This window comes from Pseudenhygromyxa sp. WMMC2535, assembly GCF_011083025.2.
Genome location: NZ_JABJWV010000001.1, coordinates 5,185,001 through 5,207,652, shown reverse-complemented (window position 1 = coordinate 5,207,652; position 22,652 = coordinate 5,185,001). Strand labels below are relative to the sequence as shown.

Here is a 22,652-nt window from a genome sequence, read left to right as displayed (position 1 = left end):
CGTGCACACCTCCCCTCGCTCCCAGCTGTCCCGTGCTAGCCTCCCTGCGATGGATCGGGAGGACTTCGAACTCCTGCAACAATGGGTCGAGGGCGAGCGCCGTGCCGGAGACCGCCTCGTGAAGCGCTACCACAAGGGTATCGCGCGCTTCTTCATGAACGCCGTAGGGGATCAAGAGCGGCGCGACCTCACGAATGAGACCTTCATGCGCCTGTGCTCGGCCCGCCATCGCTTCAGCGGGCGCTCGAGCTTCCGCTCGTTCCTCTATGGCATCGCGCGTAACGTGCTCAACGAGTTCCTCCGCCAAAAGTACCGCGACGGGGAGTTCGATCCGCAGCTCCACACCATCGAGGACACCGGGCAGCTGTCCATCTCGCGCCTGATCTCCGAGCTCGTCCGCAAGGAGGTCGCGATGAAGTGCCTGCGGGAGCTCCCCGTCGAGACCAAGCAGATGATGGAGCTCTACTACTGGCACGACATGACCGCCGATGAGCTCGGGCAGATGTACGGCGTCCCGGCGGCGACGGTCCGCACTCGCCTCCACAGCGCGCGCAAACAGCTGCAAAAGATGATCGCCAAGCACCAGCCCGACATCTCGAGCCTCGACATTGATCAGCAGCTCGAGACGCTGCGCAGGCTGCTCGGGTTCGGGCCGCAGAAGATGGACGAGCAGGCGGGCGAGTAGCCGGCTCACCCGGCGCTGCGCCAGAGCACGACCAGGGTCTTGTCGTCGTCGCTGAGGCCCTCGAAGGTCGGACCCAGGAGCTCGTCACACAAGGCCTGCATCCCGTGCTCGGGGGTGTCCGAGTCCGCGGCTGCGGCGTGGACGTGCTCGACGACCTCGTGCTCCCCGTCGCGGGCGTATAGATAGGCGCGCTCGAGGCCGTCCGTGAACACACACACCCCCTCGACCTCCTCGAAGCGCCCGTGGTCCCAGCGCGCGCGCCAGTCGGCCGTGGTCAGCGGGGTGACGTACCTGCTCGCCCGCGCCGGCGCCGTGGCCACGGACCACTCCCCGCCCCTGGCGATCACGATCCCGCCGTCGCCGATCCGCGCGGTGTAGAGGCGGCCGCCCCGAAACACGGCGAGCAACAAGGTGCAGGCCAGGTCCTCGAGCAGGATGCAGCGGCCCTGCGCGTAGCTTTCGAGTCTGCGCCGCGCTGCCGACAGCGCCCCCTCGAGCGGCGGCTCCACGTCCAGCTCGCAGGCATTCATGAGGTAGTCGATGGCCGCCATGGTGCTCAGCCGCGCGCCGATGTCGGCGCATCTCGACGAGCCGACGCCGTCGGAGACGGCGATCAGCACCTGACCATCTCGCAGCACGACGCAGCGATGCGCGTCTTCACAGCGAACGCCCGCGGCGCGATGCCTCCGCCCGCGCACCGTCGCGGCGCTGAGCCCCACGCGCGCGTCGCCAAAACAGGCCGTGTAGGGGACATCGTCCCCGGCGGGGACCTGCCCTTGGCGGTCCAGGGCGCCAAAGCTGTCGTAGACCGCCAGCGGATCACGTGGTCGAGCAGACCGTCTAGAGCCCCTCCCCCGCCACCGCAGCCACCTGGCCAAGACAGCGGCGAGGGCGGACACCAAGGTGGCGAAGATCCACCAGGGGTGCCCCCCCCTCTCCCCTGCCCGAGTCAAAGAGGTGCTCGCGGCTGTGTCGGCTTTCACCATGGGCGCCGACCTGAGGTTACCAATGCGCTTGGATCGTTCATGGAAAAGTCGCGGGCCTGGCGGAGCGCGGTGAGTCCGAGGCCCCTCGAGTCGCGCCCCCGCGCCCTCAGTGTGCCTCGCTCAGCCGCGCCAGCACCTCTTTGCGACGCCTCGCCTCGCCCCCGCCGGCCAGCGCCAGGCTCCAGGCGTCGCGACACATCCGCGAGAGCTCGGCGTCGACCAGCGCATCTTCACCGCGGGCGGCCAGCGCCCGCCGACACCCCCCGAGCAGGGCCTCGCTGCTCGCCAGGGCGGCCAACGAGCAGCTCCTGGCCGCCCGTGGATCCGCCGCCAGGAGCTGCTCGAGGCCCGCGTAGCCGAGGTAGCGGCTGCTCTCCAGGCCGAGCGTGAGCTCGACGAGCTCGGGCCCCAGGGCCTGGCCGCGCTCGCCCGCGCCGCCTGCCAGGGCGCGCGCGAGCACGGCCTCGAGCAGGGCGACGGCGACCAGCGAGGAGCAGGCCCAGGTCATCGCCGCGACGTCCTCGAGCGCGCTGCGAGCCCGACCGCGCGGGCCGAGCAGCTGCTTTGTCTCCAGGCGCACGCCGCCAAAGTCGAGCCAGGTGCTCGGGCAGCTGCGCGCGCCGAGCTTGTCGAGCATCGGCCCGCAGCGCAGGCCCGCGCAGGGCAGATCGACCACGAACAAGCTGAGCTTGTCGCCCCCGGCCTCGGGATCGCGGGCCGGGAGCAGCACGAAGCTCGGGCCCTCGGCGCCGAGCACATGATCCAGCTGCCCGGCGAGCACGAACTGCCCGCCGCGAAAGCGGGCCGTCACCTTTCTCGTCAGGGGATCATGGGACAGGCCCGACAGCGAGACCGCGCAGCGCTCCCCCGCCAGCGCGGCGTCGAGCAGCTGCTCGCGGCGCTCCCCCTCGGTGAGCTCGATGGTCGCGCGCAAGAACGCGACCTGGGCGATCATCGCCGCCGCCAGGCCGCCGTCGCCACATCCGAGCACCACGCCCTCGAGGGCCGCCGCCAGGTCCCACCAGCTGCGGCCCTCGCCGCCCTCCGCCGCGGGCACGCACATTCGCCACAGGCCCTCCTCGCGCAGCCCCTGCCACGCGTCCACGTCGAAGCGACCCGCCCCAAAGTGGTCCGCGACCCGCGGCGCGATGTGCTGGCGGGCATGATCGACATAGCGCTCCCGCAGCGCACGCTGCTCCACTGTCCACGACATTCGCACCACAGTCGATGTATGGGTGAAGCATCGCGCTGTCCAGAGAATATGCACATATGTGCAAAGATAGACCCACCTGCGACGAGCCGCGTCGAGGTGGGTCCGGTGCTCGGGCGCGCAGGCCCGCGGGCGAGAGCTGGGCTCAGCCCTTGCTGCTGAAGTAGCGCTCGACGGCCTCGATGAAGCGATCGGGCACGTGCTCGAGGGCCACGCCGATGTTGTACATCTCGCCCTCGGCGGGCTCGCAGCGCGCCACTCGAGCGACCAGCGACTCGACGATCTCACCGTCGAGGTCGAGGGTCAGCTGGAGCCGCGAGCCGACCTCGACGGACCGAGGGATCAGCAGCAGCAGGCCCTGCACGCTCATGTTGAGGGTCTTGGCCAGGCCCTCCTCGTCCTTGATGTGGTCTGGACCCGGCTCGTAGTGGGCGTAGCTGACCAGGATTTGATGCTCGACGCGGGCGAAGTTGCGGCGGTTGTCCATGGGCGGGGGCAGTATTGCACACGGATCGGGCCGCCTGGCCCAGCGCGGGTCAGCCTCGCTCTCGACGCAGCTGAACGAGGCCCTGGGCCGGCTGCGCGGGGCCCTTCGCGGCCTCCGGTGCCGATTTTTCGCCCTCGTCATCCTGCGCGAGGCCGAGCAGCCGACGATCGAGCAGGTGGCTGGGGTGGACGTTGCGCAGCGCGTTGAGCATCACCGCGCGCACGTGAGGGTTGTCCTCGGCCATGGTCGAGATCAGCCCGCGCATTTTTTCGCGGCGCAAATTGTCCTGGGAGCCGCACAGGTTGCAGGGCAGGATCGGGTAGCCGGCCCACGCGGCGTGCTCGATGATGTCCGCCTCCGCGCACTCGATCATCGGCCGGATGACCTCGAAGCGGCCGTCGTCGGTGGTGTAGCCCGCGGGCATGGCCTGGAGCTTGCCAGCGTAGAACAGGTTCATGAGCAGGGTCTCGAGGCTGTCGTCGCGGTGGTGACCCAAGGCGATCTTGTTGCAGCCCAGGCGCGCCGCCGTGGTGTAGAGCACCCCCCGGCGCAGGCGCGAGCACACCGCACAGAAGGCCTTGCCCGCGGGGGTCTGGTCGACCACCGTGGTGTAGGTGTCCTCGCGGACGATCTCGAAGCCCACGCCCGTGCGCGCCGAGAAGGCCTCGAGCCAGGCCAGCAGCGGCGCCCCGTCGTAGCCCGGCTGGACCTGATCGATGTGGACCGCCGTGATCCCAAAGTCGACCGGCGCGCGCTCGCGGGCTTCGACCAGCAGCTCGAGCAAGGTGTAGCTGTCCTTGCCGCCGGAGACCGCGACCATCACGTGGTCGCCCGCGGCGATCAGCCGGTAGTCGGCGATGGTCTTGCCCATCGCCCGCCGCAGGCGCTTGCTGGCCAGGGGCGGGCGGCCGCGGGCGTCGCGGGGAGTGGGGGCTTGGCCAGAGCTGCCGTCCATCCCCGGTTTCTAGCAGACTGCCCGCAAAGATGAAGGCGCGCGCGCCTCCCCCTGCGGAGCTTCGCCCGGAGGGGGAGTGTCCTGGAGCGCGAGTCGGGAGGCTCAGGCCGGGTCGTCGTGGAGCTTCATCGAGCCGACATAGTCCAGCTTGCCGACGGAGACCCCGGCCATGCGCAGCAGCGCGTAGGCGATGCTCACGTGGAAGTAGAGGTTGGGCAGCGCGAACTCGCGCAGGTAGTCGTCGCCACGGACCCACTTGCCGGGCAGGAAGTGCAGCCGGACCTCGCGGGCCTCTGCGCCCTCGAACGCTTTGGCTTCGACGCCCTCGAGGAAGGCCGCGGTCTTGGCCAGACGCTCGCGCAGCTGGTCCAAGGTGGTCTCATCGTCCGGGAAGCTCGGCGCCTCGACATCGGTGAGCCGGGCCACGGCGAACTTCGCCGTGTCGGAGGCCGCCTGGATCTGGAAGCTCAGCGGGCGCATGTCGGGGGCGAGGGAGAAGCCCACGAAGCTGTCCGGGGCGCAGCCCTTGGCCTCAGCGAAGGCCGCGGCCTTGGCCAGCATCCCCTCGAGGTTGCGCAGCATCTTGGACATCTGGACGACGACTTGCTCGTGCATGGCGGTGGCGGTGGTCATGTGCGCGCAGCGTATCAGGGCAGGTCGCGCGTCTGACCTTGCACCGTGATCGTCAGCTTGCGCCCGTGGGCGCCGTGGCGGTGCTCCCACAGATAGATCCCCTGCCAGGTCCCGAGCGGGACGCGGCCGCCGCTGACCGGGAAGGTGATCGCCGTCTGGGTCAGCACGCTGCGCACGTGGGCCGGCATGTCATCGGGGCCCTCCTCGGTGTGACGAAAGAGGGGGTCCCCATCTGGCACCAAGCGCGCCGCGAAGCGCTCGAGGTCGCGGCGGACCTCCGGGTCGGCGTTCTCGCACACGATCAGCGAGGCGCTGGTGTGGTGGATGAACACGTTGCACAGCCCCAGGCGGATACCCGAGGCGTCGACCACCCCCTGGACGCGGGCGCTGATGTCGAGGGTCCCCCGGCCCGAGGTGGCGATGGTCAAGGTCTTGGCCCAGGTGTGCATGACTTCCCCCGCTCGCTCAGTCGCCCTTGGGCAGCTCGATCTTCGGGCCGGTCTGATACTGGGCCTTCCACTCGGCGTAGGGCATGCCGTAGACGACCTGCTCGCGGACTTCGTCGAGCTCGAGCGCCACGCCGCGCTCGGCCGCGGCCTCGCGGTACCACTTGGACAGACAGTTGCGGCAAAAGCCCGCGAGGTTCATGAGGTCGATGTTCTGGACATCGGTGCGCGCTTGCAGGTGAGCGACCAGGCGGCGGAAGGCTGCGGCCTCGATCTCGGTGCGGGTGGCGTCGTCGCTGGCGGACATGCGGCCCAGCCTAACGCCTGTCCCACGCGCCGTGAATCGGCGCCGACCATGGCTCAGGCCCCCGCGAGCTGGCGCAGCTCGAAGTCCGGCGAGACGTCTTCGAGCGCACGAACGAGCAGCTCCTGCTCGAGGCTGGAGCCCTCGGCCACGATGAGCAAGACCGGCCCCTCATCGACGAGGCTGCGCAGCACCTTCACGGCCTCGAGGTTGTCCAGGTAGTGGCGTTCGAGGCGCTCGCGGTAGCGCACCGCGTCCCAGGTCTCCCCGGCAAAGCGGTTGGACAGCGCCGCGAGGTGCAGGTAGCCGGCGCCCAGCGCCTCCGCGCGCTGAACCAGCTCTCGCCTGCGCAAGCCGAGGCGTAAAAAAGAGGGCGCGACACGCAGGTCGACGATCTGCCGGACCTGAAGCTCGCGGAGCAACGCGTCCAGGCCATCCACCTCGAGCACAGCGACCGTCGCGCAGATCAGCGCTCGCCGCGGGGGAGCCATCCCGGGGAGGCCCAACTGCGCGCTCGCTGGCGCGCTCGCTGGCGCGCTCGAGGGCGCCTCTGCACGCAGCCGCGGTGAGCGCCCGCCATCAATCACCCGAAGGCTCGGCTGGTCCTTGCGCTCCGTCATCGCCTGCCCCCTTTCTTAGCGCAGAGTCGACCGTCCTCGCCAGCTCTTCTTCAAGCTGCAAGAAGCTACGCATGAGCACGCGGTCCGAGTGGGCTGGACCCTGCGCACCAGGCAACGAGAAGCCGCCTTCGTCCTTGAGCGGACGACGCTTCTCGAACAGGGCAGAGAACCTTCGCGGCGCGACCCCGCTGAAGAGCCGAAACACGACACGGGGGTCGTCATCCCCGCCGCCCGATGTCGTGACCTCCCGGATCGCGTCGGCGTGCAATTCGAGGGCGAGGCTCTTGTCGTAGGGCTCGATGTAGACGACCTGCGAGAGACCCGACGCGACGATGTGGCGCGCGCAACTATGGCATGGGTAGGTGGTGCAGTAGAGCGTCCCGCAGGTAGGTACCGCAGTCCCAGCACGGGCCAAGGTCAGCAAGGCGTCCATCTCGGCGTGGATCGCCCTGGAGAACTCGATCAAGTCTCGGACGCGAGTCCGCTCGAGCACCTCTTGAACTCGCTGGGGAGTCGCGGTCTCGGTCAACGCCTGCGAGCGCTTCAGCTGCTCGAAGATCTCGGCGTATATCTCGCGCTTCTTGCGGTCGTTGCGGCAGTGTGGTCGCCCGAGCTCCCCCTCCCACTCGAAGCAGCGTCGACTGGTCTTCTCTTCGTCATCGAGGCCACTCTCCGTGTAGAGCCCCCCTCCTGGAGCGGGCGGATCATTGGTCCCAGTCGCCAGCAACTCACCAGCGCCGTTGGTGATCGCCGCGCCCACTTGCCGCGACATGCACGAAGAACGCAGCGATGCCGACCACGCGGCGTGCATCCCCCTCTCGTCACGCGTCGGTCGAATGACCTTCGATCCCGTCACCGCCTGCAAGAAGCGCTCGAGCGGCTCACCGAGCATGTCTGCGTCCTGCCCCGCGTCATTGGCCACGAAAAAGTCTGCACGATGCAGGGTCTTGCGGACCTGTTGACCGTGCCCTGCCCCGGAGGACGCATCTCTCTCCATCAACTCCCGGATCTTGTCTCTCTCGGGCTCTTGCTTGAATTTGAGCCGAAGGCGGCGCAAGCGCTCCTCCCGACTACACAGTACGCCGATCAGATAGAAGCCCCGCCCATAGACCGCGCGAAGGAGCTCGATCTCCTGGGGGTGCTTGAGCGAGTCCAGGACAAAGACCCTCGTCCCCTTGGTGCTTTCTTCACGCCGCTCGTAGATCTGCTTGATGGCCAGGCCCGCCACGAAGTTCCCGCCGTAGGCCGCACGCAAGCGATCGCCCTCGTCTTGGAGCGAGACACTCTCCGCGACCCTGCCATCTCGGGAGCGCTCGAGTCCGCCCTGCTCCGCCAAGAGGTCCGAGAGTTTGATCCGATGGATGTCTGCGAAGCCCAGACCTCCGAGCTGCTCGACGAGGGCTGCCCCAACCGTGCTCGAGCCTGACCCCACGTAGCCCGTGACACCGAACACCAGATCGTCGGTCTCCTGCGCTCGAACTTCATCGCCCAGGAGGTCTTCTCTCGACCCTCGGGATGGCACCGTTGGCAACCTTCTCGCTAGCTGACCCATGCACTCTTTTTATCACGACCCCCGAGCACCCACCGCCGCCCTCTCCCGCAGGTGGCCCAGATACCGACCACTCCCCCCTTCGGCCTGATAAAATCCCCCCATGCCCAGCGCCCGCGAGTACGCCGACGCAGAGACCTACCTCCAAGGTGCCTTCACCCCCGAGTTGAAGGAACACGACCACGGCGAGCTCGCCGTCATCGAGGGCGAGCTCCCGCGCTCCTTGCGTGGCGTGTTCACGCGCAACTCGAGCAACCCCAAGTTCGATCCGCCGCGGCCCTACCACTGGTTCGACGGCGACGGGATGATCCACGCCGTCGAGTTCGAAGATGGGCGCGCCCGCTACCGCAACCGCTGGGTGCGGACGAAGGGGCTGGCGGCCGACGAGGCCGCGGGCCAGGCCACGCGCACGGGGCTGCTCGCTCGCCCCGACCTCGGCCACCCCGAGGGGCCCTACAAGAACACCGCCAACACCGATCTGATCGTCTGGCAAAACAAGCTGCTCGCGCTGTGGTGGCTCGGCGGCGGTCAGGCCTACGCGCTGAGCCTGCCCGAGCTGGCCACCGAGGGGCCGTGGACGCCGCCGGGGACGATGACCGCCCACGCCAAGGTCGACCCCCACGGCGGAGACCTGGTGTTCATCGACTACGCCGACGCGCGCCCGCCCTTCTTGACCCACGGGGTGCTCACGGCCGCGGGCGAGCTGCGGCGCACGCCCATCGAGCTCCCGGGGCCGCGGCCGCAGCACGACCTGATGCTGACCGAGCGCTTCAGCGTGCTGCTCGACGTGTCGATGTTCGCCGACCCGGTGGCCCTGGCTCAGGGCAAGGTCCGCATGCGCTTCTTCCCCGAGGTGCCCACGCGCGTGGGCCTCTTCGATCGTCGCGCGGCCTCGCCCGGTGCCCCGCGCTGGTTCGAGCTCCCGCCTTGCTACGTCTATCACTTCGCCGCCGCCTGGGAGGCCCGCGGCCAGGACGGGCGCGAGCAGGTGATCATCGTGGTCTCGCGGATCCGGGATCCGCTGATGTACGACCCCCAGGTCGGCCGCACGCAGCGGGTCGTGCCACACCTGGCCCACCTTCGCCTCGAGCCGCAGCTGGTCCGCTGGACGCTCGACCTCGAGTCCGGCCAGGCCCGCGAGGAGCTCCTCGACGACGCGCTTGCCGAGTTCCCGCGGATCGACGACCGCCGCGTGGGTCGGCCGCCCTCGGCCGTCTATCTCAGCTTGTTCGAGGAGGACGAGATCCTGCGCTTCGCCGGGGTCCGCCGCGTGGGCCTCGACGCCAACGCGACCGTCCACGGGCCGGTGCTCGACCGCCACTATCCGCCCGGCTGGACCGGGGGCGAGGTCTCCGTGCTACCCCTCGACGAAGGCAACGAGGACGAGGGCGAGAGCCTGCTCGCGACCTTCGTCACCGAGGACGCGACCGGGCGCAGCGAGCTATGGCTGCTGCGCGCGAGCACCCTCGAGATCGCGGCCCGGCTGGCGATCCCCACCCACGTGCCGGTCGGCTTTCACACCCGCTGGGTGCCCGGCTCCCAGCTCGGCCCGGCGCCCTCGGGCATGCGCTGATCCAGCCCCGACGAGCCCTCGATCCCAGCCCTCAGCGAGGCCCCGCGCGTGCACACCACCGCCCCCACCGCCCCGGATCTGCGAGAGCCCCAGAGCATCGACGTGCTCGCCGACTGGCTCGAGGCCCGCGGGGATCCCCGCGGCCGCGCCCTCGCCCTCGCGCGCCGCCTCACCCTCTCCGCGCAGGCGGGCGAGGCCCCCGGCGCGCTCTCGGACAGCCTCACCAGCGCCCAGGCCGAGGTCGAGCGCTTCGTCTTTGACCTCGAGCAGGCCCTCGGTGGGCCCGAGCGCCTCGCGGCTCGCTGGTACATGGGCCTGCTGCTCGACGCGACGCTGCTCGCCAACGAGGCCGAGCTCGGCGAGCTCGCTGCCCAGCGCGCCCTCGCCGAGGCGCTGCTCACCAGCGAGGCGGCCGTGGCCTTGACCGCCCTCGATCTCGGCGAGCTCGATCCCGGGGCTGCCCTCCCCGCCCTCGTCGCGGGGCCCCTCCGCCCTGCCCTGCGCGCCCTGACCCTCGGCAACTACCGCGCCAGCCTCGAGGGCCTCGCCGAAGCGGGCGCCGACCTGGCCGCGCGCGTCCCCGAGCTTCGCCAGCTCAGCCTCCGCGGCCCCGGCTGCGCCCTCGACTCGCTGCTCGGCCCCGCGGCCCTGCCTGCGCTCACCCAGCTGCACGTCGACTGCGAGCTCGACCCGCTCCCGCTGCGCGCCCTCGCCAGCGCCCCTCGCCCCGGCCTTCGCCGCGTCGAGCTCCGTCTCGGCGGCCGGCGCTACTTCGGCCTGCCTCGCCCCGAGCCCGCGCCGCGGACCCTCGACGCCCTGCCCACGCCGAGGCCCAAGTGGGCGCCCTGGCTCGCGGCCCTCCTCGTCGGCGACACCCTCCCCGACTGCGAACAGCTCGCCCTGCGGAGCACTGACCTCGTCGACGCGATCCTCGATTCCCTCGCTGCGGGCGCCCTGCTCCCGCGCCTGCGCGTGCTCGACCTGCGCGACTCGGTCCTCGACGAGCCCGCCCTCGAGCGCCTGCTCGGGTGCCTCGGCGCCCTCGCTGGCCTCGAGCGCCTCGATCTCGGCGGCTGCCTGATCGACTCCAGCGCGCGCGCCCAGCTCTCGACCGCGGCCGCCAAGCTCGGCGTCCGCGTCAGCTTGGACCCGGACTCCACCCGAGCTCAGGTGCGCTGGGACACCGCCAACCGCCAGTTTCGTCTGCCCCGGGGCTAGCAACTCACTTCGCCACTCACTTCGCCTCGAGCGCTCGCGCCTGATCCAGCGCCGGGCTGGCCACCTCGAAGCGCGCCTCGAGCTCCTTGCGCAGGGCCTCGTGTCCCGCGTCGTAGATCTCGCGCTCGAGCTGACGGACCAGGTCGGCGCGCACCGCCTCGAAGGGCAGCGGCCCCGGCTCGTAGCGGCCAAAGGACTTGATCACGTAGAAGCCCTTGAGCGAGCCGACGGGCTCGCTGATCTCCCCGGGCTCGAGGGCGAAGGCCACCTCGGCGTACTCGGGGACCATGCGCGCCTTGGGGAACAGGCCCATGTCGCCGCCGCGGAAGGCCCCCGGGCCCTCGGACCACTCCTCGGCGAGGGCGTTGAAGTCGACGCCCGGCTCGAGGGCCTTGGCGCGCAGAGCCTTGGCCCTGCTCAACGCCAGCGCCTGCCAGCGCGCCTTCTCGCCCTCGCTGGCGGCCTCGCGCTGCTCGGGCAAGAGCGGCTGGATCTTCTCGTCGCCCACGCGCGGGCCGTAGGTGAAGAGCAGGTGCGAGGCCCGAATCACCGGCTCGCTGACGACCAGCTCGTCGCGCTGGGCCTCATAGGCCGCGCGCAGCTGGTCCTCGCTGGGGCTGAGCGCTCCGACCCGCGCCTCGAGCAGCGCCCGCTCGCGTAGATAGTCCACGTCCTTGCCCCGGCGGATCTCCTCGCTTTGATTGATCCGCGCCAGCCAGGCCGGCCAGTCCAGGATGTGCAGGCGCTCTTCGGCCTCGAAGGCCGCGAGGTCCTCGGGGCTGACATCGACGCCGCTGCGCTCGGCCTCGAGCTCGAGCAGCACCGACCAGATCAGCCCGTCGATGATCTTGCGGCGCTGCATGGCCTCGAAGGCCCCCGGGATCCGCCCGTCCCCGCGGCGCGCGAGCAGCTTCTCGGCCGTGGGCCGGTAGCGGATCTCGAACTCCCGGCGCGGGATCTCGCGCCCGCCCACGGTCGCGAGGACCTCGGGCAAGGGCGGGAGCTCCGAGGGCAGGGCCTCGGGCGTAGCGACTTCTTTGGGCTCGGGCTCCGCCTCGGCCTGCGCCGGCGCGCTCGGATCCGACGAGCTCTCCGCCGCCTCGGCCTGCTCCGCCCCCGCGGCGCGCTCGCCCTGCTCGCCCTTGCACGAACAAGCGAGCGCGGCGACGAGCAACCCAGGGACGATGACGCGGAGCCTATGGAGCGAGAGCGAGGACACCACAGGCGAATAACCTGCTTGCGGCCCGCTGAAAAGCGGCGGCCCGCTCGGCGTCCTGCGCCAGGCCGCGCCTCACTCGGCGCCGGGGACCTGCGTGTCGATCAGCCCGATCGCGGGGTAGGGGTTGGCGTTGGTGCTGTGGCTCGGATCCGGGAAGTACTCGATCTTCATCTCGGAGTTGAGCAGGAAGAAGTGCGGGAAGGAGTCCCCGCCAAAGCGGCTCAGCACCTTTTGGCCCTCGTCGAGGAAGAGCGGGATGTAGGGATCCCAGTGCGCCTGGAACCACGCCTCGATGTCACCCTCGCTCGGATCCCCGCCGTTCGCGTCCTGGACGACGAAGGTTATCCACCACACGAACAGCCCGTGGACCTTCTCGCGGACCGTGGGATAGATCTCCTGGATCCACTCGTTGTTCGAGTCGTCGTTACCGGCGATCCAGTTGGCGACGTTGTGGCAGGGCGTGCACCACTGCGCCGAGAGATCCATGATGAACACGGCCGGCTGCTTGGTCGAGTTGACCGTGAAATTCGTGAAGTCGTAGACGTCGACCGTGTCGCCGTACTGGTCGAGGAAGACCTCGCGCGGGAAGGACTTGCCCTTTTGCTTGCCCGTGTCCTCCCAGGAGCCCTGATCGAGCTCCTCCTTGTCGGGGTTGTAGGGCCACGAGCCGATGTAGATCCGGCTGCTGGCGTCGAGGGGATCCGTGCCCTCGATGAGCTCCCAGCTGTCCCAGTAGTTGTCGTTGTCGGTGTCCTTACGCAGCGGATCGGTGCCGAGCATCGCCTCCTCTTCGTCGGACAGACCGTCTTGGTCAGTGTCGATGATCTCGCCCGCGGTCTCTTCACCGGTATCGGTCTCGACCTCGTCGGCGCCCTCGTCCTCGCTAGCGGTCTCGTCCTCGCTAGCGGCTTCGTCGTCCCCCGCGGGGCCCTCGTCGAAGCAGCCCGCCAGCGTCAGCGGCAAGAAAAACAACGAGGCGGAGAAGAGGAGATGCTTCGACGTGCTCATGTGACAACCAAACTTGACCAAGCGTCCGGCGCGCGGCCTCGCAAGCATAGACCTGCGCCGAGAACATCGCTGGACATGAGTCTGATCAATATCAGTGAGCATGCCCACGATCTAGTGGGCCGGGCCGCCCATCCGACCATGGCATCATGGCCGCGCTTGGTCATGTTGGCGCGCCTCCTCGCAAAGCTCCGTCTGCACTGGATGACGCTGTTCGCGGCGACCTCCCCGCTGATGTTGGGGTTGGGATGCATCCCCTCCTTCCCCCCCTGCGAGTGCCAAAAAAGCTTCCCCGACTTCGAACTCCTCGACCGCTCGGAGCCCTGCGTCGACTTCGGCTCGAGCGACGACGAGACCGGCGCCGAGGACGAGTCCGACTCGGGCGGCGAGGCCAGCGGTGAATGTGGCTACCCGGCCGGGCCCTACGGCTTCTCCTCCGGCGAGGTGTTCGAAAACCTCGAGCTCTTCGACTGCATGGGCGAGCCCGTGCAGATCGCCGACTACCTGCCCCAAGCCGACAAGCCCGCGGTCCTGACTCGCGGCGTCGTCTTTGGCCTGGGCGCCGTGTGGTGCGACCCGTGCCGCATGGAGGGCGAGGAGTGGGCGGCCGAGCTCGTCGACGAGTGGTCGTCCCAGGGCATCCAGTTCATCCAGGCCCTCGACGAAGGCGCCGCCGGCAGCTCGATGACCCCGGAGATCTGCGCCGGCTGGTCCGCCGAGGTCGTCGACGACAAGTTCCCGATCCTCTACACCCCCGATCAAGGCGCCCTGCGCGCGAAGATCGAGCTCACGCCCGCCGAGCCCATCCCCTTCACCCTGGTCTTCGATGCCAACGCCAACGTCGTGTTTCGACGCACCGGCAGCATCGTCGACCAGGAGCTGCTCGAGATTCAGCTCGAGACGGTCATCAACAATCCCTATGGCGACATCTGAGATCCCCAAGCTCTCCCAGCTTCTAGTCGGCGCGGCCCTGAGCCTGTGCATCGCCCCCAGCCTCGGCTGCGACAAGTCCGGCGGTGCCACGGCTGCGCCCAGCGACGTCTACGCGGACCTCGGCATCACCTTGACCAACCTCGAGGACGACGACGTCACCATCGTCAGCCAGACCGCCGACGACGTCCACGTGCTCGCGTTTTGGGCGACCTGGTGTGTGCCCTGCACCGGCGAGCTCGCCAAGATGAAGGGCATCTACGATCGCCTCCACGATCGCGGCCTCAACATCTACGCGATCAGCATCGACGGCCCCGACACCATCTCCCGCGTCCCGGGCTTCGCGTCCGAGGGCGAGTGGCCGTTCCCCGTGCTCTACGACCCCGAGACCCAGCTCCTCGCCCGCTACAACCCCAAGGGCGACATCCCCTTCTACGTGATCCTCGACGCCGACGGGAACATCATCAAGTCGCACCAGGGCTACGTGAAGGGTGACGAGACCGAGCTCGAGCAATTCTTGACCGAGCAGCTCCCGGCGCCGGCCGCCGCCGAGTGATGGCCGCGATGCTCCGGCGCCGCCTCCCCGCCGGCCGCCGCCGGCTCGCGTGGGCGTGGACCTGCGCCCTCGCCCTCGCTCCGGGCCTCGCCCTCGCGGCGCCGCCAGAGGACGCGACCGACACCGACGCGACCGAGCTCCCCGAGGAGCCGCCCATCGACAGCAAGGCCGACGTCCTCGACGTCTTCGCCCCGACCTTCGAGGCCGTCGAGCCCGCGCCCCTGCTCGGGCCGCCCGACGAGCCGCCGCTCGAGCCCGCCCCGGATCTCCCGGCGCCCGATCTCGACCCCGCCGAGCTCGAGGCCGAGGCCGCCGCCGAGGAGGCCGAGCGCGAGGCCGAGGTCGCCGCGCACGCCGACGAACACCACGCACCGGCCCTGCCCAACCCCAAGATCCCGCCGACCGGCAACACCCAGATGTGGTTCCGGTCGACGACCTTCTTCGACTACTTCGGCAACAACTACGACGCGCTGTCGAACAACGACGGCTTCTACGCCCTCGTCAACTACATCAACTTCGGCAGCGACTCGCGCCTGAACAAGGGCTGGCAGGTCTCGACCATGGCGCGGATCGACACGCACAACGTGTTCAACGCCAAGCAGCAGGCGCTGTGCGACAGCGACGGCGACGGCCAGGTCAGCGACGTCGAGGCCGGGCAGTGCAACTTCGCCTCGGACTACCGCATCGAGCGGCTCCAGCTGCGCTTTGGCAACCGCAACTTCGAGGCCACGCTCGGCGACTTCAACGTCAACTTTGGCCGCGGCATCCCGCTCTCGGTCCGCAAGATCGCCGACATCGGCGTCGACGCCACGGTCAAGGGCGCGCGCCTCGACCTCAAGACCAAGTACATCGAGCTCACCGGCATCGGCGGCATCGCCAACCGCCAGCAGAGCGACTTCGCCACGCGCCAGCTCTTCCGCGACCCGGGCTACCCCCACGCGCTGTGCGAGAACACGCCGGTCCTGCGCCGCAACAAGTACGGCAACCCGTGGATGACGATGTGCTCGGACATCATCTCGGGCGGGCGCTTCGACACCAAGCTCCCGGGCAAGGTCCGGGTCGGCGGGCACTACGTGTTCATCTGGTTCGGCGAGCTCGTCGGCCAGCAGCACGAGGGCATGCACCTCGTCGGCGGCGACATCGGGCGCAAGCGCATCGCCAAGCACTGGGACATCTTCGGCGGGGTGACCGGGCTGATGCGCAACCCTCACCACCGCGAGTACTACCCCGGCCTGGTCGAGAACGGCATCGCCGCCTACCTGGCCAACTCGCTGACCTTTGGCGACACCTTCGTGCTGATCGAGGGCAAGTACTACGACAACTTCCTGGTCGCCAAGGACAACGCCGCGACCACGGTCCAGTACAGCCAGGCCCCCACCCTCGAGCGCGCCGACCAGATCATCCCCGCGGCCAGCAACACCGCCGGCGGGCGCGTGCTCGTCGAGCACACCTTGCCCAAGTCGCGGGTCACCTTGCTCGCCAACTACCTCGGCTACGTCTACGCCCTGACCAACGACGAGGACATGTTCGATCCCGAGGTCGGCGAGATGGCCCACCACGGCTACGTGGGCATGCGCTGGCGTGACCTCGAGCGCGGCTCGGAGGTCCAGGCCAGCGTCGGCTACCGCTGGGAGGGCTTCCAGCGCCCGCCCGACGAGGACACCGCGCCCTACGTCCGCAAGCTGCCCCACGCCGAGCTCTACGTGAACCAGGTCGTCGGCAAGACTCGCGGCCTGTCCCACTCGGTATCCTTCCGCGGTGACTGGCGCTACGAGCGGGTGCAAAAGGGCGGCGCCCCGGCCAAGTACTTCCACCGCGGCAACCTGATCTTCGGCTACGGCCTCTCGCCCTTCCTCAACGTCGCGCTGATCGGCGGGTTCTCGAGCGAGTTCCCGGCCGGCGAGGGCCAGCTCCAGCTCCACGATCAGCCCTGCCAGAGCGACGACGACGACGCCTGCAACTACAAGCCGCACCTGTGGCCGGGCGTCGAGGTCCGCGTCAACTTCCTCGAGTCCTCGTTCCTGCGCGTGTTCGGTGGCCGCCAGGTCGGCGGCCTGCTGTGCGTCAACGGCTCGTGCCGCAACCTGCCCGACTTCGAGGGCGTGCGCATGGACCTGGTGCTGAGCTTTTGAGCCAAGGCGCGAGCCCCGGCTCGGGCCCGCCCAGCCCCGGCTCGGGCCCGCTCAGTCCTCCGTGACCAGCAGCCAGGTCAGCTCGTGCAGGCCTTCGCCCGCGGCGCTCAGGTCGACAGCGCTCGCGTCGGCGTTGACCACCCCCGTGGCGACCAGGTGCAGCGAGCCGTTGTCCTTCTCGATCTCGTAGAAGTTCAGGGCCGTCCCGGCGTCGAGGCCCAGGCTGTCGTCGACGCTGAAGTCGAAGGAGCCCTCGTCCTTGGCCTTGGTGCCGAAGGGGCTGAAGGCCCAGGCCTGGATGACCGCGGCGCCCTCGACCTCGTCGACGCGCCAGAACTGCGGATCCACGACCAGCCCCCCGAGCGCCGTGGGCGCGAGGAAGTCCGGGGTCTGGGCCTGCTCGGGGTCGATCGACAGGCTCAGCCCGCCATCGAGATTGACCTGCGTGAGGCCGTCGAGGACCGTCGTCGCCGAGACCTCCGGGATGACGATGGCCGGATCGCTGAAGTCGAGGGCGTCGCCCTCGGACAGGGTCACCTGGAAGGCCTGGCCGGCGAAGTTGCGGTCGTCGACGCTGCCGTGCACGACCTTGAGGCTCCACAGCCCCGTCTTCTTGGCGCCGATCGAGAAGGCCCCCGAGCTGTCGTCGACGCTGACCGGGATGCAGGCCTCGACGTTGCCCTCGTCGTCGATCGGGCCGCACAGCTGGACCCCGGGGGTGGGCAGCGCTGCGCCCTGCATGTCCAAGATGACCCCCGTGATCGTCGCGAGGTCCTCCGCGGTGTCGGTCGAGCCGTCGTCGTCCGTCGTCTCGCCCGCCTCGGTCGTGCCCTCGTCCGTCGACTCGCCCGCCTCGTCGTCGGTCGAGCCCGTGCCATCGTCCGTGTCCTCGCCGCCGGGATCCGCGGGGCAGCCGAGCAGCAGACAGGGGAGGACCAGGCTCGAGACAAAGGCAAAGCGCTTCATGGCCGACATCCTACCAGGCCGGCGCAGCCCGACCACGGCCGCGGTGCGTCCGCTTTTCCCGCCTCGCCGCGCTGATAAACTCCCCCTCGTGCGCCCGTCTGCGCGTCCTCGCCAGCGCTGGCTGGTCTCACCAACCTTCGACCTGGGTTGGTTCGTGCTCCCGGGTCTGCTCGCGGCCATCGTCGGCCTCGTCATCGGCGTCGCGGACGCGGGCGGAGACGAGGACAGCCTCACTCTATGGATCGCCGGCGTGCTCCTCGTCGACGTCGCCCACGTGTGGGCCTCGCTCTACCGCACCTGGCTCGACCCCGAGGCCCGGCGGCGCCACGCCTCGCTGCTGCGCGGCGCCCCGCTGCTCGTGTTCACGATCGGTTTCATGGCCCACGCGATCTCGCCGGCGCTGTTTTGGACCTGCCTCGCCTACCTCGCGGTCTTCCACTTCATCAAGCAGCAAGAGGGCTTCGTCTCGATCTACCTGCGCGCCGGCGCCAGCCCACCGACCCGCCTCGATCGCGCCTTGAGCAAGGCCGCCGTGTGGGCCTGCACCGCCGGCCCGGTGATCTACTGGCACGGCCACCTGCCCCGGCGCTTCGCGTGGTTCATGGCCGACGACTTTCTCACCGGCCTGCCCGCGCAGCTCGGCACCCTCGCCGCCTGGGCCCAGCTCCCGATCCTCGCGCTCTTCTTTGCCCGCCGCCTCCAGCTCGGCCGCCGCGGGCACCCGATGGTCGCGGCCATCGTCGCGGTCACGGCCCTGTGCTGGAACCTCGGCATCGTCTGCTTCGACGACGACCGCGTGTTCACGATCACCAACGTGTTCTTGCATGGCGTGCCCTACATGGCCCTGGTGTGGATCGCCGGCGGCCGCGAGCGCGTCGAGGCCCTGGTCCATGGGGCACGGGCGCGGGCCCCCGCACGCCCAGCGCGACTCGACGACCAGAGCCGCCAGCGAATCGTCGCGCTCCTGGCCGTGTTCTACGGCCTCCTCGCCGGTCTGGCCATCGCCGAAGAGGCACTGTGGGACCGGCTCGTATGGCACGACCACCCCGGCCTCTTTGGCGACGGCCAGCTCGAGCTCGACGCCTTTGGCCTCACCCTGGTCGTGGCCGCGCTGACCCTGCCCCAGGGCACGCACTACATCCTCGATCGCTACATTTGGCGCGTGGGTGAGCAAAACCCCCGGCTCGCCGAGCAGCTGGGCTTCAAAGCGCCCAAGGGCTCGGGCAATGCTGATAGCATTCGCCCGTGAACGCTCCGACCCGCCCTGCACTTTGGGCTCCGTACCTGATCGCATTTTTGGCCGCGCTCTTTTCTGGCATGGCCTGCGACCTCGCGGTCCCGACCTCGGTCACCCCCTCCACCACCAGCGCGACCAAGGCCGCAGCGAGCGCGGCCTGCCCAGAGTGGCGCAGCCGCAAGTTCCTCGGCGGGAGCTTCACCAGCGACGCCGAGCTCAACGCCGACATCGCCGCCTTCCTGCAGGCCAGCGCCGACGTCTCGCGCCTCGCCGATCAATCCTACGCCGCCGTGACCAAGGCCTGCGTGAACATGGGCAAGGACCTGGGCGTCCCCGAGGCCCAGCTCGCCGCCCGCGACGGCGACTCGGCGACCGCCCCCTGCACCGCGGTCGCCAACAAAATCAAGCAGATCATCGACGCGAACGCGGCCGTCTCGGTCCACTATCAGCCGCCGCGCTGCCAGATGGACGCCAACTTCAAGGCGCAGTGCGAGGCCGAGTGCGGCGTCGAGGTCGACCCCGGCAAGGTCGTGGCCGAGTGCGAGCCGGCCAAGCTCTCGGGCTACTGCCAGGGCACCTGCGGCGGCCAGTGCGAGGGCACCTGCACCGGCGAGTGCCAGGGTCAGTGCTCCGCCAAGGACGCCCAGGGCCGCTGCGTGGGAGAGTGCCAGGGCACCTGCACCGGTCAGTGCTCGGCCACCTGCCACGCCAAGTGCGAAGGCCAATGGAAGGCCCCGCGCTGCGAGGTCGAGGTCGAGCAGTCCAAGGTCAAGGCCGAGTGCTCGTCCAACTGCGAGGCCTCGGCCAACGTCCGCGCCAGCTGCCAGCCACCCAAGCTCGACATCCAGGCCCAGACCCAAGCCGAGGCCATGTCCAAGCTCCGCGCCACGCTCGCCGCTAACCTCCCTGCGCTGATCCAGGCCCAGGTCCGCCTCGGTCGTCAGCTCGCCGGAGACCTCGAGGTCGTCGTCGACACCGGCAACCGCCTCAAGGGTCAGCTCGGCGCCGCCGGGGCCAAGGCCAGCGCCTGCGTGACCACGGCCGTCAGCGCCCTGGTCGACGCCAGCGTCAAGATCGACGTCAGCGTCAAAGCCAGCGCCAGCGTCAGCGGCAAGGTCGGCGCCAGCGCGGGCGCCGGCTGAGCGCCAAGCGGGGCCACGCGCCCGAGCTCGAGTCGCCATCGATGGCGCCCGCGCCCGTGCGCGGGCGTCATCGCTTCGAAATCACGCTCTATACTCCGCGGCGATGCGACGCTGCCCGAACCTCGCCTGCCCTTTTCGGGTTCAGCACGGCTTCGCCGCGGAGTTCCGAGGCGACATCGAGCGCTGCCGCAGCTGCGGCGGCCCCCTCGAGCTCGCGACCGACAACAGCGAGAGCACCGTCTCGCTCGGCGCCCTCCCTTGGGCCGAGCTCGCTGGCACCACCCTCGTCGTCGCCGCGCTGATCGCCCTCGCCCGCACGCCGGCCCCCGGCGCCAGCGCCCTCGACCTCGGCGCCCTCGCCCTGCGCCCCACCATCCCCGCGCTGATCCTCGCCGCCGCCCTGATCGAGCTCGCGCTTCGCCTCGTCCCCCGCCTGCGCGCGCGCGCCGAGTCCAAGACCACGCGCGAGCGCGCCCTCGCCCTGAGCTGGGGCCTCTCCCTGGTCCTCACCGTCGCCTGGACCCTGCTCGGCCGCGGCGGCGCGCTCGACCACGGCGCGGCGCTCACGCTCCTGACCGCCGCCACCGGCCCCGCCTTGCTCCTTGCGGGCGCAGCCCTCATCGACCGCCGCGGCCTCGGCCACGGCACCTCTCTCGTGATCGCCGCGGTCCTCGTCGACGGCCTCGCCGACGCCATCTCGGTCGCGCGGGACCCCCAGCAGACCAGCGCGCTGATCGGCGTGGTCTTCATCGGCGCCCTCGTCTGGCTGGGCCAGCCCGCGCGCGCCCGCGCCCTCGGTCGTCGCGCCCACGAAGGCGGCACGCACGAGGGCAGCCTCGGCCTCGGCCTCGACATCCCCAGCACGAGCCTGCTCCCGCTGTGGATCGCCGCGGCCCTCGCCATCTTCATCGTCGAGCCGAACGACACCGCAGCCGCCGAGCTCACCGCGCTCCCAGCCTTCACCGCGCTCATCCACCAGGCCCCCACCGCCACCAGCGCGACCGAGCTCAGCCTCGCACCCTCGACCGACGTCCTCCTCCTGCTCGCGGCCCTCGCCCTCCTCGGCGCAGCCGGAGCGTGGCTCTTCACCAGGCCCAGCCTGCTCCTGGCGCGCTGGCAGCGAGCCTTTCCACGCGCAGCCCCAGCCGAGCTCGAGCGCGAAGCCGCCGCCCTCTCCCGCCGAGCCCTGATCCGCAGCGAACTCCTGCTCCTCGCCCTCGCCCTCGCCCCCCTCCCTCTGCCCATGGTCCTGGCCAGCGTGACCCTCGCCGCCATCCTCCTCGATCTCGGCGCCGAGCTGCGCTTTCGCATCGAGCACCCCAGCCTCGAGCGAGAGCCCCTCGAGGACGCCAGCCTGCTGGGCGCCCGCTCCCAGGCCATCGCCCTCGAGCTCGCGCACACCCCGGCCTTCGTCCAAGCCGCCCACCACCGCGCCTTGTGGCTCGGCCTTGGCTGGTGGCTCCCGCTGCGAGTGTTCCGCTCTGCCGCGAAGGAGAGCTGAGCGAGCTGAGCAGACGAATTGTGCGCGCATAGCGAGCTCGAGACCACGCGCGAGCCCGGCCTCGCCCTGATCCGCCCGCTCCGCCTCGAGCCCTGTCCAAACCCGAGGGCGAACGCTCCAGAGCCTCGACTGCTCGCGCTCTTTGTCCGCACAGCCCGCGGTCGAACTCGAGTCAATCAAAAATCAGACGCCCCCTCGTCGAAGCCGGAGCTTCAACAAAGGGAAAGACCACCGTCCTGCGGCAGGCAAGATGAACGAGCGCGGAGTGCCACGGTCGAGCTCGGCCAAACAGCCTGCGCCGTCCAGCGAGCCGCAGACGCCGAGCTCCGCAAACAGCGAGCTCCGCAAACAGCGAGCTCCGCAGACGCCGAGCTCCGCAGACGCCGAGCTCCGCAGACGCCGAGCTCCGCAGACACCGAGCTCCGCAGACACCGAGCTCCGCAGACGCCGAGCTCCGCAGACACCGAGCTCCGCAGACACCGAGCTCCGCAGACACCGAGCTCCGCAGACGCCGAGCTCCGCAGACGCCGAGCTCCGCAAACAGCGAGCCCCGCAAACAGCGAGCCCCACCACCCCCGGGCTGGCGGTCCCAAAACCGACCGCCCAAGGGCCAACCGCCCAGCGCCAGCCGCAGCCCGCCAAGCAACCAATACCCAACGGCCGCCAGCCTAGCTGGCGCCCAAACGCCGAACCGCCCACAGCAAAGATGCCCCTGCCGGAGCCCCTTCCCCTCGAAGCAAACACCTCCCCACGGCCGCCAGCGCTTAGCTGGCGCCCAAACAACGAACCGCCCACAGCAAAGACGCCCCTGCCGGAGCCCCTCCCCCTCGAAGCAAACACCTCCCCACGGCCGCCAGCGCTTAAAAAAGTACGCCCCCGGTCTTTCGACCGGGGGCGATAGATCTGGCGATGACCTACTCTCCCACAGGGTGGCCCCTGCAGTACCATTGGCGCAGGAGGGCTTGACTTCCGAGTTCGGGATGGGATCGGGTATGGCCCCTCCGCCATGACCACCAGAAAAACGTGAGGTCGGGGGCTGCATGTTGCAGCAGCCCACTCCGACCCGGCGACTTCACCAAAGCACACTTCCTTGTCGAAGAGCTCTGAGGCTCTTCTCTCGCTTGTTGCGAGGGGCGCTTGTGTCGCTCGGAACCTCGTACCCGACCGCTGACAACGGTCAGCAGCCCCTGTACGGGCCAAGTCGAACGGCTCATTAGTACTGGTTAGCTCCACACGTTGCCGTGCTTCCACACCCAGCCTATCAACGTCGTAGTCTACGACGAGCCTTCAGGGAGTCC

21 protein-coding genes and 2 rRNA genes (1 of these 23 cut by a window edge) are annotated in these 22,652 nt (G+C 69.8%); 9 read left to right on the top strand and 14 right to left on the bottom strand.

Translation table 11 applies throughout. The features are described 5' to 3' along the window. Positions 1 to 49 precede the first annotated feature (49 nt). On the top strand, positions 50 to 685 hold the full coding sequence (locus G6O69_RS20450) for a sigma-70 family RNA polymerase sigma factor (protein ID WP_172305197.1): 636 nt from the start codon (positions 50 to 52) through the stop codon (positions 683 to 685). Between the two features lie 5 nt (positions 686 to 690). Here the strand turns inward: G6O69_RS20450 and G6O69_RS20445 are convergent, their stop codons facing one another. The 9 genes from G6O69_RS20445 to G6O69_RS41620 all read right to left on the bottom strand — a co-directional run bounded on the left by G6O69_RS20445 (position 691) and on the right by G6O69_RS41620 (position 7,848). After that, positions 691 to 1,584: a PP2C family serine/threonine-protein phosphatase gene (locus tag G6O69_RS20445; RefSeq protein WP_217909876.1), complete on the bottom strand. Its 894-nt coding sequence runs from the start codon at positions 1,582 to 1,584 to the stop codon at positions 691 to 693. A gap of 193 nt (positions 1,585 to 1,777) precedes the next feature. Continuing rightward, positions 1,778 to 2,884 (bottom strand): acyl-CoA dehydrogenase family protein, encoded by a 1,107-nt coding sequence (locus G6O69_RS20440; protein WP_172305195.1) that lies wholly within the window; start codon positions 2,882 to 2,884, stop codon positions 1,778 to 1,780. 142 nt (positions 2,885 to 3,026) lie between these two features. Beyond that, a complete protein-coding gene (locus tag G6O69_RS20435) occupies positions 3,027 to 3,368 on the bottom strand; it encodes a PilZ domain-containing protein (protein WP_172305194.1) in 342 nt (113 codons plus the stop codon). Positions 3,369 to 3,417: 49 nt separating this feature from the next. After that, positions 3,418 to 4,323, bottom strand: coding sequence for a tRNA 2-thiocytidine(32) synthetase TtcA (gene ttcA / locus G6O69_RS20430; RefSeq protein ID WP_172305193.1), 906 nt, complete (start codon positions 4,321 to 4,323; stop codon positions 3,418 to 3,420). A gap of 102 nt (positions 4,324 to 4,425) precedes the next feature. After that, a complete protein-coding gene (locus G6O69_RS20425) occupies positions 4,426 to 4,956 on the bottom strand; it encodes a DUF1993 domain-containing protein (protein WP_217909875.1) in 531 nt (176 codons plus the stop codon). 14 nt (positions 4,957 to 4,970) lie between these two features. Then, complete coding sequence (locus G6O69_RS20420; protein WP_172305192.1) at positions 4,971 to 5,405, bottom strand: secondary thiamine-phosphate synthase enzyme YjbQ; 435 nt, start codon at positions 5,403 to 5,405, stop codon at positions 4,971 to 4,973. A 16-nt stretch (positions 5,406 to 5,421) separates the two neighbouring features. Beyond that, positions 5,422 to 5,709, bottom strand: coding sequence for a DUF1244 domain-containing protein (locus G6O69_RS20415; RefSeq protein ID WP_172305191.1), 288 nt, complete (start codon positions 5,707 to 5,709; stop codon positions 5,422 to 5,424). A 53-nt stretch (positions 5,710 to 5,762) separates the two neighbouring features. Beyond that, on the bottom strand, positions 5,763 to 6,326 hold the full coding sequence (locus G6O69_RS20410; RefSeq protein ID WP_172305190.1) for a DUF488 family protein: 564 nt from the start codon (positions 6,324 to 6,326) through the stop codon (positions 5,763 to 5,765). Further along, the gene (locus G6O69_RS41620) at positions 6,286 to 7,848 is read right to left on the bottom strand and encodes an anti-phage dCTP deaminase (RefSeq protein ID WP_176396981.1); all 1,563 of its coding nucleotides are present in this window, start codon (positions 7,846 to 7,848) and stop codon (positions 6,286 to 6,288) included. Before G6O69_RS41620 ends, G6O69_RS20410 begins: the two co-directional genes overlap by 41 nt. A 130-nt stretch (positions 7,849 to 7,978) precedes the next feature. Between G6O69_RS41620 and G6O69_RS20400 the strand changes: the two genes are divergently transcribed. Further along, entirely contained in the window at positions 7,979 to 9,448 is a 1,470-nt protein-coding gene (locus tag G6O69_RS20400; protein ID WP_172305188.1) for a carotenoid oxygenase family protein, read from the top strand. 48 nt (positions 9,449 to 9,496) lie between these two features. Next, the gene (locus G6O69_RS20395) at positions 9,497 to 10,666 is read left to right on the top strand and encodes a hypothetical protein (RefSeq protein ID WP_172305187.1); all 1,170 of its coding nucleotides are present in this window, start codon (positions 9,497 to 9,499) and stop codon (positions 10,664 to 10,666) included. Positions 10,667 to 10,682: 16 nt separating this feature from the next. On the opposite strand, the gene G6O69_RS20390 is transcribed toward G6O69_RS20395, so the two are convergent. Together G6O69_RS20390 and G6O69_RS20385 are read right to left on the bottom strand one after the other, a co-directional pair. Further along, positions 10,683 to 11,885: a peptidylprolyl isomerase gene (locus tag G6O69_RS20390; RefSeq protein WP_172305186.1), complete on the bottom strand. Its 1,203-nt coding sequence runs from the start codon at positions 11,883 to 11,885 to the stop codon at positions 10,683 to 10,685. Between the two features lie 72 nt (positions 11,886 to 11,957). After that, a complete protein-coding gene (locus G6O69_RS20385) occupies positions 11,958 to 12,893 on the bottom strand; it encodes a hypothetical protein (protein ID WP_172305185.1) in 936 nt (311 codons plus the stop codon). A gap of 75 nt (positions 12,894 to 12,968) precedes the next feature. On the opposite strand from G6O69_RS20385, the gene G6O69_RS20380 reads away from it, so the two are divergent. From G6O69_RS20380 to G6O69_RS20370, 3 genes are read left to right on the top strand one after another with little or no spacing between them, the layout of a single operon-like run. Further along, on the top strand, positions 12,969 to 13,823 hold the full coding sequence (locus G6O69_RS20380) for a hypothetical protein (RefSeq protein WP_176396980.1): 855 nt from the start codon (positions 12,969 to 12,971) through the stop codon (positions 13,821 to 13,823). Further along, on the top strand, positions 13,810 to 14,376 hold the full coding sequence (locus G6O69_RS20375) for a TlpA disulfide reductase family protein (RefSeq protein WP_172305183.1): 567 nt from the start codon (positions 13,810 to 13,812) through the stop codon (positions 14,374 to 14,376). Before G6O69_RS20380 ends, G6O69_RS20375 begins: the two co-directional genes overlap by 14 nt. 8 nt (positions 14,377 to 14,384) lie before the next feature. Beyond that, the gene (locus tag G6O69_RS20370; protein ID WP_172305182.1) at positions 14,385 to 16,508 is read left to right on the top strand and encodes a hypothetical protein; all 2,124 of its coding nucleotides are present in this window, start codon (positions 14,385 to 14,387) and stop codon (positions 16,506 to 16,508) included. 51 nt (positions 16,509 to 16,559) lie between these two features. Here the strand turns inward: G6O69_RS20370 and G6O69_RS20365 are convergent, their stop codons facing one another. Next, positions 16,560 to 17,474, bottom strand: coding sequence for a hypothetical protein (locus G6O69_RS20365; protein ID WP_172305181.1), 915 nt, complete (start codon positions 17,472 to 17,474; stop codon positions 16,560 to 16,562). On the opposite strand from G6O69_RS20365, the gene G6O69_RS20360 reads away from it, so the two are divergent. From G6O69_RS20360 to G6O69_RS20350, 3 genes are all read left to right on the top strand, one after another. Continuing rightward, positions 17,473 to 18,723 (top strand): hypothetical protein, encoded by a 1,251-nt coding sequence (locus G6O69_RS20360; protein ID WP_176396979.1) that lies wholly within the window; start codon positions 17,473 to 17,475, stop codon positions 18,721 to 18,723. The genes G6O69_RS20365 and G6O69_RS20360 overlap by 2 nt on opposite strands. Then, complete coding sequence (locus G6O69_RS20355) at positions 18,720 to 19,853, top strand: hypothetical protein (protein WP_172305179.1); 1,134 nt, start codon at positions 18,720 to 18,722, stop codon at positions 19,851 to 19,853. The genes G6O69_RS20360 and G6O69_RS20355 overlap by 4 nt, the downstream gene beginning before the upstream one ends. 103 nt (positions 19,854 to 19,956) lie before the next feature. After that, positions 19,957 to 21,354 (top strand): hypothetical protein, encoded by a 1,398-nt coding sequence (locus tag G6O69_RS20350; protein ID WP_172305178.1) that lies wholly within the window; start codon positions 19,957 to 19,959, stop codon positions 21,352 to 21,354. A 901-nt stretch (positions 21,355 to 22,255) separates the two neighbouring features. Here the strand turns inward: G6O69_RS20350 and rrf are convergent. Then, positions 22,256 to 22,372 (bottom strand): 5S ribosomal RNA (gene rrf / locus G6O69_RS20345). Between the two features lie 174 nt (positions 22,373 to 22,546). Further along, positions 22,547 to 22,652, bottom strand: a 23S ribosomal RNA gene (locus G6O69_RS20340) (it continues 2,834 nt past the right edge of the window).